The sequence below is a fragment of the Burkholderia sp. 22PA0099 genome (genome assembly GCF_047497165.1).
In the GTDB taxonomy this organism is placed as follows: domain Bacteria; phylum Pseudomonadota; class Gammaproteobacteria; order Burkholderiales; family Burkholderiaceae; genus Burkholderia.
In genome coordinates, this window is sequence record NZ_CP163165.1 from 1,479,282 (window position 1) to 1,493,617 (window position 14,336).

The window sequence follows — 14,336 nt, forward strand, 5'->3', positions numbered from 1 at the left end:
TTTGGAAGGCGTGCCGCCCTCAGACCGATTTCGCGAATGCCGGGCTTTCCGGTTCCTTCGGCGGCCGGTAGCCGAGCGATTCGGAAATCGTCAGCGCGGTGTGACTGACCTGGCCGAGCCACGCGTCCTGCAGGCGGTCGGCCGGTGCCGACAGCGACAGCCCGGCCACCAGCTTGCCCGAATCGTCGTAGATGCCGGCCGCGATGCAGCGCACGCCCAGCTCGAGCTCCTCGTTGTCGCGCGCACACGATTGCTGGCGCACGATCGACAGCTCGCGTTCGAGTTTGCCCAGATCGGTGATGCTGTTCTGCGTATGGCCGGACAGGCCGGTGCGTGTGGCGTAGGCGCGCACGCGGGTGGTTTCGTCGGCCGCCAGGAACAGCTTGCCGACCGAGGTCAGGTGCAGCGGCGCGCGGCCGCCGATCGCCCGCACCACCTGCATGCCCGAGCGCTCGGAATAGGCGCGCTCGATATACACGATCTCGTCACCCTGACGCACCGACAGATTGACGGTCTGCCCGGTCGTGCGATGCAGTTCGCGCATCGGCATCAGCGCCGCGTCACGCACCGACAGGCGGGCCTTCACGAGATTGCCGAGTTCGAGCAGGCGCATGCCGAGCCGATAGGTGCCGGGGTCGGAGCGGTCGACGAGGCGGCAGGTCACCATGTCGTTGAGGATGCGGTGCGCCGTGGACGGATGCAGCTCCGTGCGCAGGGCAAGCTCCTTCAAACTGACCGGGTCGCTGTGGTCGGCGAGGGCGTCGAGCAGCCGCATCATGCGTTCGATCACCTGGATCGACGTCTTCGGGTCCGGAGTCGGAGTGCTCATCGTGAAAAATCAGTTGACCTGTCAAGCGGTGAGGAGCCGATTGTATCTCGTATGGTGAAAAAAGCGAACGCCGTTCGAGGAGAGGCTCGGAACGGGACGCGGGCCATGTTTTCACCGATTCGGGGCGGCCGGCGTTGGTCTGGCGCGCCGAACCACGGATAATGAGCGACGTTTTCTGCAAGGAGCCGCCATGCGAGTCGGATTGTTCGTTACCTGTCTTATCGATCTGATGCGGCCCGAAATCGGGTTTTCCGCGCTGAAATTGATCCGTGAAGCCGGCTTCGAGGTGGACGTGCCGCCTGCGCAAACCTGCTGCGGCCAGCCCGCCTACAACTCGGGCGAGCGCGCCCTCGCGCGCGATCTGGCCGAAAAGACGCTGCGAGAATTCGAGCCGTTCGATTACGTGGTGGTGCCGTCCGGTTCGTGCGGCGGCATGATCCGCGCGCACTATGGCGACCTGTTCCGCGACGATCCCGACCTGATGACGCGCTTTGGCCGGCTGCGCGAGCGCACCTACGAACTGACCGATTTCCTGCTCAACGTGGCCAAGGTGGCGCTGCCGCTCGGCGAATTCACCGGCCCCGTCACGTATCACGATGCCTGCTCGGGCTTGCGTGAACTCGGCGTCAAGGCGCAGCCGCGCGCGCTGCTCGCGCAACGCGGTGTGGACGTTGTCGAGATGAAGGATTGCGAGCACTGCTGCGGCTTCGGCGGCACGTTTGCCGTCAAGTACGGCGATATTTCCACCGCGATCGTCGACGAAAAATGCGCCAACGTGCAGGCCAGCGGCGCGCGCACCGTGGTGCTCGGCGATCTCGGCTGCATCCTCAATATCGAAGGGCGACTGCGACGCACCGGCGACCGCGACACGCGCGTGTTGCACGTCGCGCAGGTGCTTGCCGGCGATCTGTAAGCGCTGTTTTTCGTTCCCCGTTACCTTTGCCGCCAGCCGAATCTGCCAGCCATGCAAGTCCAATCGATGCAGTTCAAGGCGCGCGCGGGCCAGAAGCTCGCCGATCAGCGCCTCCAGCAGAACCTCAAGAAACTGTCGACCAAGTTCGTGTCGGCGCGCGCCGAATCGCTTGAACAAATCGATTTTCCGGCCACGCGCGCCGCGCTGAAGGCGCGCCGCAACCGCGCGCTCGAGCATCTCGACGTCTGGCTCGAAGCGTTCGAGCGCGAGGCCACGCGGCGCGGCACCACGGTGCTGTTCGCCGAATCGATGGCCGACGCGGCGAAGCGGGTGGCCGATATCGCCCGGCGCCACGACGTGAAGAAGGTCATCAAGACCAAGTCGATGGTGTCCGAGGAAATGCGCATCAACGCGGTGCTGGCCGAGATGGGCGTGCAGTCGGTCGAGACCGATCTGGGCGAATACATCCTGCAGATCAACGACAACGAGGCGCCGAGCCACATCATCGCGCCGGTGGTGCACAAGGATCGCGACGAGATCGCCGACCTGTTCGCGCGCACCCACGACCGGCCGCGCCTGACCGAGATCCCGGCCATGACGCGCGAAGCACGCGAGGTGCTGCGTCCGCATTTCCTCGGCGCCGACATGGGGCTGACCGGCGGCAATTTCGTGGTGGCCGAAACCGGCTCGGTGGCGCTCGTGACGAACGAGGGCAACGAAGGCATGTGCACGGTCATGCCGCGTGTGCACGTGGCCGTGACCGGCATCGAGAAGGTGCTGCCGACGCTGGAGGATCTCGCCACGGCGATGCGCCTGCTGCCGCGCTCGGCCACCGGCCAGAAAACCTCCAACTATTTCTCGCTGCTGACCGGCCCGCGCGGCCCGCAGGACGAGGACGGCCCCGAACACAACTACGTGGTGCTGGTCGACGGCGGACGCACCGGCCTGCTGGGCGGCGAATTCCAGGACATGCTGCGCTGCATCCGCTGCGGCGCCTGCATGAACCATTGCCCGGTGTATCAGAAGGTCGGTGGTCACGCCTATGGGTGGGTCTATCCGGGGCCGATGGGTTCGGTGCTGACGCCGAGTTACGTCGGGCTCGATCGCGCGCTCGATTTGCCGCAGGCGGCCACGCTGTGCGGCGAGTGCGACAGTGTTTGCCCGGTCGGCATCCCGCTGTCGGGCCTGCTGCGCACGCTGCGCGAAAAGCAGGTGGAGCGTGGGCTGCGGCCGTGGCGCGAGCGCGCGGCGCTGGCGGTGTGGGGCTTCACGGTGCGCCGGCCGCTGCTGTACGGCCTCGCGACCAAGCTCGCGGTGCGGATTCTCGAACGCGTCGGCGGCGACAAGGCCTCGGGCCGCGGCATCGCGAAACTGCCGTTCGCGGCCGGCTGGACCGACACGCGCGACCTGCCGACCCCCACCGGCCGCACGTTCCGCGAGTTGTACGCCGCGTCGAAGACGCACATCGGCTAATTCAAAGCAGGGCGGGGCGCGTTGATGGGAGCGTGGTGGACATTGCAGATAGCGAGTGACTGTTCGCCGCACGACAACACTGCGTTCGCTATTTGATGGTTTATCTCAATAGGTGCGATCTATAGAATAGGTTCTGTCAATGTCGAACATTGGATTCGACAGGCTTGAACCGGAGGTCGCATCATGAGAAAGACAATATCGATCTACTGGCCGCTCGCGATCATCGTCCCGCTTGCCGCCGCCGCCTATCTGTACGCGTCGAACGCCGCGCGCCCCAGCGAAACACAACCGATCGCGCAGGTGTCGGCGGAGCTGGCTCGCACGGTGTCGTTCGGGCTGGTGGGCGATGTGCCCGACGCCGCGTCGGGTGCGCCGATCGCAGCGGTAAAGTCGCTGTAAGCCATGCCGAGCCGGGCTGCCACGGGACTCGAAGCGCGCCTGTATAATGGCGCGCTTTCTGTTTTCGCGGCCATTTGCCGCCTTCCGGCCGCACGATGAAACCCGCTTCGATCTGCTTCGTCTGCCTTGGCAACATCTGTCGTTCGCCCACCGCGGAAGGCGTGATGCGCCGGCAGGTCAACGCGGCGGGCCTCGATCACGTGATCGAGATCGATTCGGCCGGCACCGGCGACTGGCATGTCGGAGAAGCGCCCGATGCGCGGGCGCGCCAGGCTGCGGAACAGCGCGGTTACGACCTGTCGGCGCTGCGCGCGCGGCAGGTGAGCGCAGCCGATTTCGCGCGTTTCGATCTGCTGCTCGCGATGGACGAGGCGAATCTGGCCGAATTGCAGCGCCGCAGCCCGGCCGAGCATCGACACAAGGTCCGCCTGCTGATGGCGTTCGCAGGCGACGCGAATGAGCGTGAAGTGGCCGACCCTTATTTTGGCGGCGCAGCCGGGTTCGAGCGCGTGCTCGACCAGTGCGAGCGTGCCTGCGCAGGGTTGCTCGCCGATCTGCGCGGCCGCGCGAGCGCTTGATCCGGCGGTTGCCACGTTTCTGAAGCGTTCACTGAATCCCCTTCCCCGGACAGGGATACTTGACTAAAAGCGTCAGATATTTATACTTGACCAAAATCGTCAAGATTGCTGTCCCCTACGACTATGAGACTCACTACGAAAGGCCGTTTCGCCGTCACGGCGATGATCGATTTGGCACTGCGTCAGGAGCAGGGGCCGGTGACGCTTGCAGGCATCAGCCAGCGCCAGCGGATCTCGCTCTCGTACCTGGAGCAACTGTTCGGCAAGCTGCGTCGGCACGAGATCGTCGAATCGGTCCGCGGGCCGGGCGGCGGCTACAATCTTGCGCGCCGCGCGGCGGATGTCACGGTGGCCGACATCATCATCGCGGTCGACGAACCGCTCGACGCGACGCAATGCGGCGGCAAGGGCACGTGCGAAGGCACCAAGCAGCCCGACGGCCATTGCATGACGCACGAGCTGTGGTCGACGCTCAACCAGAAAATGGTCGAATACCTCGATTCGGTGTCGCTGCAGGATCTCGTCGATCAGCAGCGCGCTCGCGAGGGGGCGCCCGCCGTGCTGCGCGATCGCCGCGCGCCGGAACCGGCTGCACCCGTCGAGCCCGTGCGCGCGATGCCGCTCGGGCCGAACTCGGTGTTCAACATCGCGAGTTCCTGACGCCCGCACGCCGTGGCGCCAGATCCAGCATTTAAAAAGAATGTCCCTGCATTGAACGAATACCCGGAGCGACAGATGAACAACCCTACTCCTCACCTGCCCATCTACATGGACTACAGCGCGACGACCCCGGTCGATCCGCGCGTGGTCGACAAGATGGTGCCGTATCTGCGTGAGCAGTTCGGCAACCCCGCATCGCGCAGCCATGCTTACGGCTGGGATGCGGAGCGCGCAGTCGAAGAAGCGCGCGAGCAGGTGGCGGCGCTGGTCAACGCGGACCCGCGCGAAATCATCTGGACGTCGGGCGCGACCGAGTCGGACAACCTGGCGATCAAGGGGGCGGCGCACTTCTACCAAGGCAAGGGCAAGCACATCATCACGGTGAAGACCGAGCACAAGGCCGTGCTCGATACCTGCCGCGAGCTCGAACGCGAAGGCTTCGAAGTCACGTATCTCGACGTCAAGGCCGACGGCCTGATCGATCTGGACGTGTTCAAGGCCGCGCTGCGCGCCGACACGATCCTGGTGTCGGTCATGCACGTGAACAACGAAATCGGCGTGGTGCAGGACATCGCGACGATCGGCGAAATCTGCCGCGAAAAGGGCATCGTGTTCCACGTGGATGCAGCCCAATCCACCGGCAAGGTCGCGATCGACCTGGCCACGCTGAAGGTCGACCTGATGTCGTTCTCGGCGCACAAGACGTACGGTCCGAAGGGCATCGGCGCGCTGTACGTGCGCCGCAAGCCGCGCGTGCGCATCGAAGCGCAGATGCACGGCGGCGGTCACGAACGCGGCATGCGCTCGGGCACGCTGGCGACGCACCAGATCGCCGGCATGGGCGAGGCGTTCCGCATCGCACGCGAGGAAATGGCGGTCGAGAACGAGCGCGTGCGCGCGCTGCGCGACAAGCTGCTGCGCGGCCTCTCGCAGATCGAGGAAACCTATGTGAACGGCGACATGGAGCAGCGCGTCCCGCACAACCTGAACATCAGCTTCAACTTCGTCGAAGGCGAATCGCTGATCATGGCGATCAAGGACGTGGCCGTGTCGTCGGGCTCGGCCTGCACGTCGGCCTCGCTGGAGCCGTCCTACGTGCTGCGCGCGCTGGGCCGCAACGATGAACTGGCGCACAGCTCGATCCGCTTTACGGTCGGCCGTTTCACGACCGAGCAGGACGTCGATTACGTGATCAACCTGCTGCAGGGGAAGATCGCCAAGCTGCGCGATCTGTCGCCGCTCTGGGAAATGCACAAGGACGGCGTCGATCTGTCGACGATCGAGTGGGCCGCACACTGAACGAAGGTCGCGCGGCCGGTGCCGCGCACACGCAACGTATCAAGGAGTCATCATGTCTTACAGCACCAAGGTTCTGGATCACTACGAAAACCCGCGTAACGTCGGCTCGTTCGAGAAGGATGACGATGCGGTCGGCACCGGCATGGTCGGCGCGCCGGCTTGCGGCGACGTGATGAAGCTGCAGATTCGCGTCGGCGCCGATGGCCTGATCGAAGATGCCAAGTTCAAGACCTACGGCTGCGGTTCGGCCATCGCCTCGAGCTCGCTCGTGACGGAATGGGTCAAGGGCAAGACGCTCGACCAGGCGCTGGCCATCAAGAACACGCAGATCGCCGAAGAGCTGGCGCTGCCGCCGGTGAAGATCCACTGCTCGATCCTCGCCGAAGACGCGATCAAGGCGGCCGTGGCCGACTATCGCAAGCGTCACGACGCCACGGCCGAAGACGGTCAGGCTGCTGCCTGAGCGTACCCACGCTTCAGGCTTACGACACGCGGTACGCCGCCCGCGCCTCGGGCGCGGCGGCGGGGTTCATCGAGGAAGACGCCTGCGCGTGGCGCGGGCGACCAGGAACATCATGGCAATCACACTGACCGAAAAAGCAGCGCAACACGTTCAGAAGTACCTGACGCGACGCGGCAAGGGGCTGGGCCTGCGGCTCGGCGTGCGCACGACCGGCTGCTCGGGCCTCGCGTACAAGCTCGAATACGTCGACGACGTGGCGGGTGAAGATCAGGTGTTCGAAAGCCACGGCGTGAAGGTCGTGGTCGATCCGAAGAGCCTCGCCTACATCGACGGCACCGAGCTCGATTTCGCGCGCGAGGGCTTGAACGAAGGCTTCAAGTTCAACAACCCGAACGTGAAGGACGAGTGCGGCTGCGGCGAGTCGTTCCGCATCTGACCCGGTTCCGCTCGATGCGGGCGACAGGCGGCACTGGCCGCCTTTTTCTTGTGCGGCTCGCGCCGCTCTCACGATCAGGTTGGAACGCACCGCGATGATTTCGCTGAAAGACAGCTTCTTCGAACTCTTTCATCTGCCGACGCAGTTCGCGCTCGACGCCGGTGCGCTCGATACCGCCTATCGCACCGTGCAGTCGCAGGTGCACCCGGATCGCTTCGCCGCGGCCGGCGACGCGCAAAAGCGCATCGCGATGCAATGGGCCACGCGCGCGAACGAGGCCTATCAAACGCTGCGCGACCCGTTGAAGCGGGCGATCTATCTGCTGTCGCTGCGCGACGTCGATGTCGGCGCGGAGAACAACACGGCGATGGAGCCGGCGTTCCTGATGCAGCAGATGGAATGGCGCGAGGCGATCGAGGATGCGGCCGGCGCGAAGAACATCGATGCGCTCGACGCGCTGCTCGGCGAGTTGCGCGACGAAAAGCGCGCGCGGCTCGACAAGCTCGCGGCGCTGCTCGACAGCGGTTCGAACCAGGGCGCGGCCGAGGCCGTGCGGCAACTGATGTTCATCGAGCGTGTCGCCGCCGAAGTGGCCACGCAGATCGAGCGTCTCGAAGACTAACCGCGCACGCGCCGCGATCCGTCGCGGTGCGCGCGTTGCAAGCGGGGCGATGCGCCCCTCACCGATAAAACCGATGGCTTTACTGCAAATCTCCGAACCCGGCATGGCGCCCGCGCCGCATCAGCGGCGCCTCGCAGTCGGCATCGATCTCGGCACGACCAATTCGCTGGTTGCCTCGGTGCGCAACAGCGTGCCCGAAGTGCTGCCCGACGACGAAGGCCGCATGCTGTTGCCGTCCGTGGTCCGCTATCTCGAGAAGGGCGGCCGTCGCATCGGCTACGCCGCGAAGGACGCGGCGGCCAGCGATCCGCGCAACACGATCGTGTCGGTCAAGCGCTTCATGGGCCGTGGCAAGGCCGAGGTCGAGCACGCGGCCAACGCACCGTACGATTTCGTCGATGCGCCGGGCATGGTGCAGATCCGCACGATCGATGGCGTCAAGAGCCCGGTCGAGGTATCGGCCGAGATTCTCGCGACGCTGCGCCAACGCGCCGAAGATACGCTCGGCGACGACCTGGTCGGCGCGGTCATCACGGTGCCCGCCTACTTCGACGACGCGCAGCGCCAAGCCACCAAGGACGCCGCGCGTCTGGCCGGGCTGAACGTGTTGCGCCTGTTGAACGAACCGACCGCGGCCGCGATCGCCTACGGGCTCGACAACGGCTCGGAAGGCCTGTTTGCCGTCTACGACTTGGGCGGCGGCACGTTCGACCTGTCGATCCTGAAGCTGACCAAGGGCGTGTTCGAGGTGCTGGCGGCCGGTGGCGATTCGGCGCTCGGCGGCGACGATTTCGATCACGCGCTGTTCGCGCACGTGCTGGCGAACGCCGGCATCGAGCGCGCGGCCCTGTCGGCCGAAGACGTGCGTGCGCTGCTCGACCGCTCGCGTGTCGTCAAGGAAGCGCTGACCGATGCGCCGCAGGCCGCGTTCGAACTGACGCTGTCGACCGGCACCGTGATCGCGCAAACCATCGCGGCCGATACGTTCGCCGCGCTGGTCGAACCGCTCGTTTCGCGCACGCTGTCGCCCACGCGCAAGGCGCTGCGCGATGCGCAGGTCACGCCGGCCGACATCAAGGGCGTGGTGCTGGTGGGCGGCGCGACGCGCATGCCGGTGATTCGCGCGGCGGTCGAACGCTTCTTCGGCCAGCCGCCGCTCGTCAATCTCGATCCCGACCAGGTGGTCGCGCTCGGCGCGGCCGTGCAGGCCGACCTGCTGGCCGGTAATCGCGCGAACGGCGACGACTGGCTGCTGCTCGACGTGATCCCGCTGTCGCTCGGCGTCGAAACGATGGGCGGCCTGGTCGAGAAGATCATCCCCCGCAATTCGACCATTCCCGTCGCACGCGCGCAGGAATTCACGACCTTCAAGGACGGCCAGACTGCAATGGCGATCCACGTCGTGCAGGGCGAACGCGAACTGGTGGCCGATTGCCGCTCGCTCGCGCGTTTCGAGCTGCGCGGCATTCCGCCGATGACGGCCGGCGCGGCGCGGATTCGCGTGACCTATCAGGTCGATGCGGACGGGCTGCTGTCGGTGTTCGCCCGCGAGCAGCATTCGGGCGTCGAGGCGTCGGTGGTGGTCAAGCCGTCGTACGGCCTGGCCGACGACGACGTCGCCAAGATGCTCGAAGACAGCTTCAAGACGGCCGACATCGACATGCGCGCCCGCGCGCTGCGCGAAGCGCAGGTCGAAGCGCAACGCGTGGTCGAGGCGACCGAGGCGGCGCTGGTGGTTGATCCCGACCTGCTGGACGACGACGAGCGCGCCGCGATCGACACATTGATCGCCGCGCTGCGCGCGCTCACGGGCGGCGACGACACCGACGCGATCGACGCGGCGACCAAGGCGCTGGCCGAGGGCACCGACGAATTCGCGGCACGGCGCATGGACAAGAACATCCGCCGCGCGCTCAAGGGCCGCAAGCTCGACGAGATCTGAGAACGAACGGCATCGTGCCCCCGGGCGCGATGCGTGACGGCGCGCCCCGCGCGCCATTGACGAATCACGGAACCAACATGCCCCAACTCGTAGTTTTGCCCCACGTCGAATTGTGCCCGGATGGCGCGGTGATCGATGCGACGCCCGGCAAGAGCATCTGCGACAACCTGCTCGATAACGGCATCGAGATCGAGCACGCCTGCGAGAAATCGTGCGCCTGCACGACCTGCCACGTGATCGTGCGCGAAGGCTTCAACGATCTGACGCCGTCCGAAGAGGACGAGGACGACCTGCTCGACCGCGCCTGGGGCCTGGAGCCGCAGTCGCGCCTGTCGTGCCAGGCGATCGTCGAGGAGAATTCGGATCTCGTCGTCGAGATTCCGAAGTACACGATCAATCACGCCAAAGAAAATCACTGACCCGTTACGGAATCAGGAGGTGCGACGATGAAATGGACCGATTCGCGCGCGATTGCCATCGCGCTGGCCGACAAGTTTCCCGACGTGGATCCGAAGACGATCCGCTTCACCGATCTGCACCAGTGGGTGCTCGATCTCGACGGTTTCGACGATGCGCCCGACCGCTCGGGCGAGAAGATCCTCGAAGCGATCCAGTTGCTGTGGATCGACGAGTCGGATTTCGACGACGCGTGAGCGTGCGCCGCGCAGGCGGCGCAGCGAGGGATAGAAAAACGGCCGGTTGACATGACGTCAACCGGCCGTTTTGCATTCGGGCGCCGTAGCACCGTGAAGGTGGTGCCTGCGAGATCAGCCTGCCGCCAGCGTGCCCCGTTCGATATGGACGCGCTCGCCCTGGCCGAACGGCGGCGGATTGCGGTACGTGAAGGTGCGTTCCGCGCCGCTCTGCATGCGCACGCGGACGTGGTACGCGGTTTCGCTGCGCAGGTGCTTTTCAACCGAATTGCCGGCCAGGCCACCGCCGAGCGCGCCGACGATGGTCATCGCGGTGCGGCCGCCGCCGCTGCCGAACTGGTTGCCGAGCAGGCCGCCCGCGGCGGCGCCGCCCACCGCACCGAGCCCGGTGCCGTGTCCTTCCGTTCGCGTTTCGGTGATCGCGACCACGGTGCCGCACGTGTGGCAGATCGCGGCCTGCGGTTGGGCGGGCTGTTGCGCGTATTGCGGCGGCTGCGGCGCGGCCGACGGTTCGGCTTGCGCGGGCGCGCGGGCTGCCGCGACGGGCGCCACCGCTTGCGTAGGCTGGCCGGCTTGCTGCGCCTGCAGCGTGCCGGGGCCGTTGGCCGTATTGTTGGCTGCACCGCTGGCGGGCGCGGCCGTGTCGACTGCTGCCGGCGGCGTGGATGCCGATGGCGAGCCGCCCGCTTTCGGCAGTACGCCGGTAATGGCGGCGGTGGCGGCCAGGCTGGCGACGATCACTGCACCGGCGGCCGTGGCGACGAGCGGATGCAGGCGCTTGCGTGGTGGTTCGGTAGCGGGTGTGCGGTTCGGGTTGAGGTTGTCCATGTCGGCTCTCCAGCGCACTTCGTGTGCGTTATTTTCTGTCGATGAGTGTCGATCATTCCGACCGGTGCCGGCGTATCAAGATGTAACGATTACCGCTGGCCGGCTCGTGTGGGTGCGGCGGCGAGGCGGATCGGTCGTTGTTCCGCGGCGAGGTGCGGGCACGGCAGCGGAGAAATTTTACGTGCCGTTACAAAACTGTCGATCGTAAGGAAGGCGAAACGAGACGGCGGGGAGGCGGGGGAGGGCCACGGCGAACGCGCGGCCCGAGGCAAGGCGGAATGTACGGTACATGCCGGCCGTGGGCGCACCCACCGGCCGGCATCGTCAGCTCGCTCAGTCTTCGCGGCGCAGGTGCGGGAACAGCAGCACGTCGCGGATCGTCGGGCTGTCGGTCAGCAGCATCACGAGGCGGTCGATGCCGATGCCGCAGCCGCCCGTCGGGGGCATGCCGTATTCGAGCGCGCGGATGTAGTCGGCGTCGAAGTACATCGCTTCCTCGTCGCCCGCATCCTTCTGGTCGACCTGCTTCTTGAAGCGCGCGGCCTGATCTTCCGGATCGTTCAGTTCCGAGAAGCCGTTGGCGATTTCGCGGCCCGTCATGAACAGCTCGAAGCGCTCGGTGATGCCCGGCACCGTGTCCGATTCGCGTGCGAGCGGCGACACCTCGACCGGGTAGTCGATGATGTAGGTCGGTTCCCACAGTTGCGATTCGGCAGTTTCCTCGAACAGCGCCAGATGCAGCGAGCCGATGCCGGCGTTCAGGAAGGCCGGCTGGCCGACATCCACGCCGAAGCGCTTCAGTTCGGTGCGCAGGAACGCCACGTCGGCCAGTTGGGCATCGGTGTAGTCGGGCGCGTACTTCTGGATCGCCTGCGTGATGGTCAGGCGATGGAACGGCTTGGCGAGGTCGAGCTCGCGGCCCTGATACTGGATGGTGGCGGTGCCGAGCGAGTCGATCGCGGCCTGGCGGATCACCTGCTCGGTGAAATCCATCAGCCAGCGGTAGTCGGTGTAGGCCGCGTAGAACTCCATCATCGTGAATTCCGGATTGTGGCGCGGCGACACGCCCTCATTGCGGAAATTCCGGTTGATCTCGAACACGCGCTCGAAGCCGCCCACGACCAGCCGCTTCAGGTAAAGCTCCGGTGCGATCCGCAGGAACATCTGCATGTCGAGCGCGTTGTGGTGCGTGACGAACGGCTTGGCCGTCGCGCCGCCCGGGATCGGGTGCAGCATCGGCGTTTCGACTTCCATGAAGTCGGCATCGGCCATGAACTTGCGGATCGACGCGATCGCCTTGGTGCGCGCACGGAACGTGTTGCGTGTTTCGGGCGACACGATCAGGTCGACATAGCGCTGGCGGTAGCGCGTTTCCTGGTCAGCGAGGCCGTGGAACTTGTCGGGCAGCGGGCGCAGCGCCTTCGACAGCAGGCGCAGCTCCACGCACTTGACCGACAGCTCGCCCTTGTTGGTGCGGAACAGCACGCCACGCGCGGCCACGATGTCGCCGAGGTCCCACTTCTTGAACGCGTCGTAGGTTTCGGCGCCGACGTCGGCCGGCGTGATGAAGAACTGGATCTGGCCCGAGCCGTCCTGCACGGTGGCGAACGCGGCCTTGCCCATCACGCGCTTGAGCATCATCCGGCCGGCCAGCTTGACTTCGAGCGCCTTGGCCTCGAGTGCCTCCTTGTCGTCGCCCGCGTAGCCCGATTGCAGATCGGCGGCGTGGTGCGTCGGCTGGAAATCGTTCGGATAGGCGACGCCCTGCTCGCGCAGCGCGCGCAGCTTCTCGCGGCGCTCGGCCATGATCTGGTTTTCGTCGGTCGCGGGCGCTGCCTGCTGCGGTTGGGTCGGTTCGGTCATGATGGTCGGAATTCGGTGGGTAACACGGGTGCGGCGCGTGACAGGTGCGGCGAGTGCTGCAACTCGGTCGGGCCGGTGCTGCGGGTGCGTCCGGCTGGCCGGGCGCGGGGGCCGCGGCGATCGCGCGAGGCGCGGTGTCGCCGCGTGGGGCGGGCGGCGCGAGGCCGCCCTGACGATCAGACGCCCTGTTTCAGGCTGGCGCCGATGAAATCGTCGAGATCGCCGTCGAGCACGGCGCGGGTGTTGCTCATTTCGACGTTGGTGCGCAGATCCTTCACGCGGCTCTGGTCGAGCACGTAGGAGCGGATCTGGTGGCCCCAGCCCACGTCCGTCTTGCTCGATTCGAGCTTGTCCTGCTCGGCCTGACGCTTGCGCATTTCGGCTTCGTACAGGCGCGACTTCAGCATCGCCATCGCTTCGGCGCGGTTGCGGTGCTGCGAGCGGTCGTTCTGGCACTGCACCACGATGCCGGACGGCATGTGCGTGATACGTACCGCGGAATCGGTCTTGTTGATGTGCTGACCGCCCGCGCCCGACGCGCGATAGGTGTCGATGCGCAGATCGGCCGGGTTCACGTCGATCTCGACCGAATCGTCGATTTCCGGATAGACGAACACCGACGAGAACGACGTGTGGCGGCCGCCCGACGAATCGAACGGCGACTTGCGCACGAGGCGGTGAATGCCCGTTTCGGTGCGCAGGAAGCCGTAGGCGTAGTCGCCCGTGACCTTGATCGTGGCGTTCTTGATGCCGGCCACGTCGCCGTCGGATTCTTCCAGCACTTCGGTCTTGAAGCCCTTGCGCTCGCAGTAGCGCAGGTACTGGCGCAACAGCATCGACGCCCAGTCGCAAGCCTCGGTACCGCCGGCGCCGGCCTGGATGTCGATGAAGCAGTTGTTCGGATCGGCCGGGTTCGAGAACATCCGGCGGAATTCGATTTCCGAGACGCGCTTCTCGAGTGCGGCGGCGTCGCTTTCGCTGCCGACGAGGGTGTCTTCGTCGTCTTCCTCGCGGGCGAGATCGAACAGATCGCTGGCGTCGCCGAGATCGTTATCGAGCGCGGTCAGCGTCATCACGACGCCTTCCAGCGATTTCTTCTCGCGGCCGAGTGCCTGGGCGTTCTTCGAATCATTCCAGACGTTCGGATCTTCGAGTTCCTTGTTGACTTCGGCTAGACGTGCAGACTTGACGTCGTAGTCAAAGATACCCCCGTAGCTCGCCTGCGCGCCGGCGCAGGTCTGCTAGAGAGCTTTCGATCGCGTTGAGGCGTTCCGCTTCCATGTGATGATCGCTTTTTCGGCTTCGTGAAAAGGCGAAATTATAGCCGATCGGGCGGCCCCTCCGGTTGGCCAGGCGGGGCTGCCGTGCGGCGGAAGGT

16 protein-coding genes are annotated in these 14,336 nt (G+C 65.9%); 12 read left to right on the plus strand and 4 right to left on the minus strand.

Annotation, left to right across the window (positions count from 1 at the left end; genetic code table 11):
- Window positions 1-19 precede the first annotated feature (19 nt).
- Complete coding sequence (locus AB4851_RS22105) at window positions 20-829, minus strand: IclR family transcriptional regulator (RefSeq protein WP_414451450.1); 810 nt, start codon at window positions 827-829, stop codon at window positions 20-22.
- Between the two features lie 190 nt (window positions 830-1,019).
- Between AB4851_RS22105 and AB4851_RS22110 the strand changes: the two genes are divergently transcribed.
- The 12 genes from AB4851_RS22110 (at window position 1,020) to iscX (ending at window position 10,267) form a co-directional block, all read left to right on the plus strand.
- The gene (locus tag AB4851_RS22110) at window positions 1,020-1,742 is read left to right on the plus strand and encodes a (Fe-S)-binding protein (RefSeq protein ID WP_414451451.1); all 723 of its coding nucleotides are present in this window, start codon (window positions 1,020-1,022) and stop codon (window positions 1,740-1,742) included.
- A gap of 51 nt (window positions 1,743-1,793) precedes the next feature.
- Complete coding sequence (locus AB4851_RS22115; protein WP_414451452.1) at window positions 1,794-3,215, plus strand: lactate utilization protein B; 1,422 nt, start codon at window positions 1,794-1,796, stop codon at window positions 3,213-3,215.
- A 183-nt stretch (window positions 3,216-3,398) separates the two neighbouring features.
- Window positions 3,399-3,614 carry a hypothetical protein gene (locus tag AB4851_RS22120; protein WP_414442522.1) on the plus strand — a complete coding sequence of 72 codons (216 nt, stop codon included), beginning with the start codon at window positions 3,399-3,401 and terminating at the stop codon, window positions 3,612-3,614.
- Window positions 3,615-3,709: 95 nt separating this feature from the next.
- Window positions 3,710-4,192 carry a low molecular weight protein-tyrosine-phosphatase gene (locus tag AB4851_RS22125; protein WP_414451453.1) on the plus strand — a complete coding sequence of 161 codons (483 nt, stop codon included), beginning with the start codon at window positions 3,710-3,712 and terminating at the stop codon, window positions 4,190-4,192.
- A 123-nt stretch (window positions 4,193-4,315) separates the two neighbouring features.
- Window positions 4,316-4,852 carry a Fe-S cluster assembly transcriptional regulator IscR gene (gene iscR, locus AB4851_RS22130; RefSeq protein WP_414442520.1) on the plus strand — a complete coding sequence of 179 codons (537 nt, stop codon included), beginning with the start codon at window positions 4,316-4,318 and terminating at the stop codon, window positions 4,850-4,852.
- Window positions 4,853-4,927: 75 nt separating this feature from the next.
- Window positions 4,928-6,151, plus strand: coding sequence for an IscS subfamily cysteine desulfurase (locus AB4851_RS22135; RefSeq protein WP_414442519.1), 1,224 nt, complete (start codon window positions 4,928-4,930; stop codon window positions 6,149-6,151).
- A 52-nt stretch (window positions 6,152-6,203) separates the two neighbouring features.
- On the plus strand, window positions 6,204-6,614 hold the full coding sequence (gene iscU / locus AB4851_RS22140) for a Fe-S cluster assembly scaffold IscU (protein WP_414442518.1): 411 nt from the start codon (window positions 6,204-6,206) through the stop codon (window positions 6,612-6,614).
- A 112-nt stretch (window positions 6,615-6,726) separates the two neighbouring features.
- Window positions 6,727-7,050, plus strand: coding sequence for an iron-sulfur cluster assembly protein IscA (gene iscA, locus AB4851_RS22145; protein ID WP_206125547.1), 324 nt, complete (start codon window positions 6,727-6,729; stop codon window positions 7,048-7,050).
- 94 nt (window positions 7,051-7,144) lie between these two features.
- Window positions 7,145-7,672: a Fe-S protein assembly co-chaperone HscB gene (gene hscB / locus AB4851_RS22150; RefSeq protein WP_414451454.1), complete on the plus strand. Its 528-nt coding sequence runs from the start codon at window positions 7,145-7,147 to the stop codon at window positions 7,670-7,672.
- Window positions 7,673-7,745: 73 nt separating this feature from the next.
- Window positions 7,746-9,614 (plus strand): Fe-S protein assembly chaperone HscA, encoded by a 1,869-nt coding sequence (gene hscA / locus AB4851_RS22155; protein WP_414451455.1) that lies wholly within the window; start codon window positions 7,746-7,748, stop codon window positions 9,612-9,614.
- Window positions 9,615-9,691: 77 nt separating this feature from the next.
- Complete coding sequence (gene fdx, locus AB4851_RS22160) at window positions 9,692-10,033, plus strand: ISC system 2Fe-2S type ferredoxin (RefSeq protein WP_414442515.1); 342 nt, start codon at window positions 9,692-9,694, stop codon at window positions 10,031-10,033.
- Between the two features lie 27 nt (window positions 10,034-10,060).
- Entirely contained in the window at window positions 10,061-10,267 is a 207-nt protein-coding gene (gene iscX / locus AB4851_RS22165) for a Fe-S cluster assembly protein IscX (protein ID WP_414442514.1), read from the plus strand.
- 114 nt (window positions 10,268-10,381) lie between these two features.
- On the opposite strand, the gene AB4851_RS22170 is transcribed toward iscX, so the two are convergent.
- The 3 genes from AB4851_RS22170 to prfB form a co-directional block, all read right to left on the minus strand.
- On the minus strand, window positions 10,382-11,095 hold the full coding sequence (locus tag AB4851_RS22170) for a glycine zipper 2TM domain-containing protein (RefSeq protein ID WP_414451456.1): 714 nt from the start codon (window positions 11,093-11,095) through the stop codon (window positions 10,382-10,384).
- Window positions 11,096-11,428: 333 nt separating this feature from the next.
- The gene (gene lysS / locus AB4851_RS22175; RefSeq protein ID WP_414451457.1) at window positions 11,429-12,958 is read right to left on the minus strand and encodes a lysine--tRNA ligase; all 1,530 of its coding nucleotides are present in this window, start codon (window positions 12,956-12,958) and stop codon (window positions 11,429-11,431) included.
- Window positions 12,959-13,134: 176 nt separating this feature from the next.
- Window positions 13,135-14,239 (minus strand): peptide chain release factor 2 gene (prfB, locus tag AB4851_RS22180; RefSeq protein WP_414442511.1). Its coding sequence is split into 2 segments (ribosomal slippage): window positions 13,135-14,157 and window positions 14,159-14,239, totalling 1,104 coding nucleotides; the frame shifts between segments, so codons are not numbered across the junction.
- Window positions 14,240-14,336 lie beyond the last annotated feature (97 nt).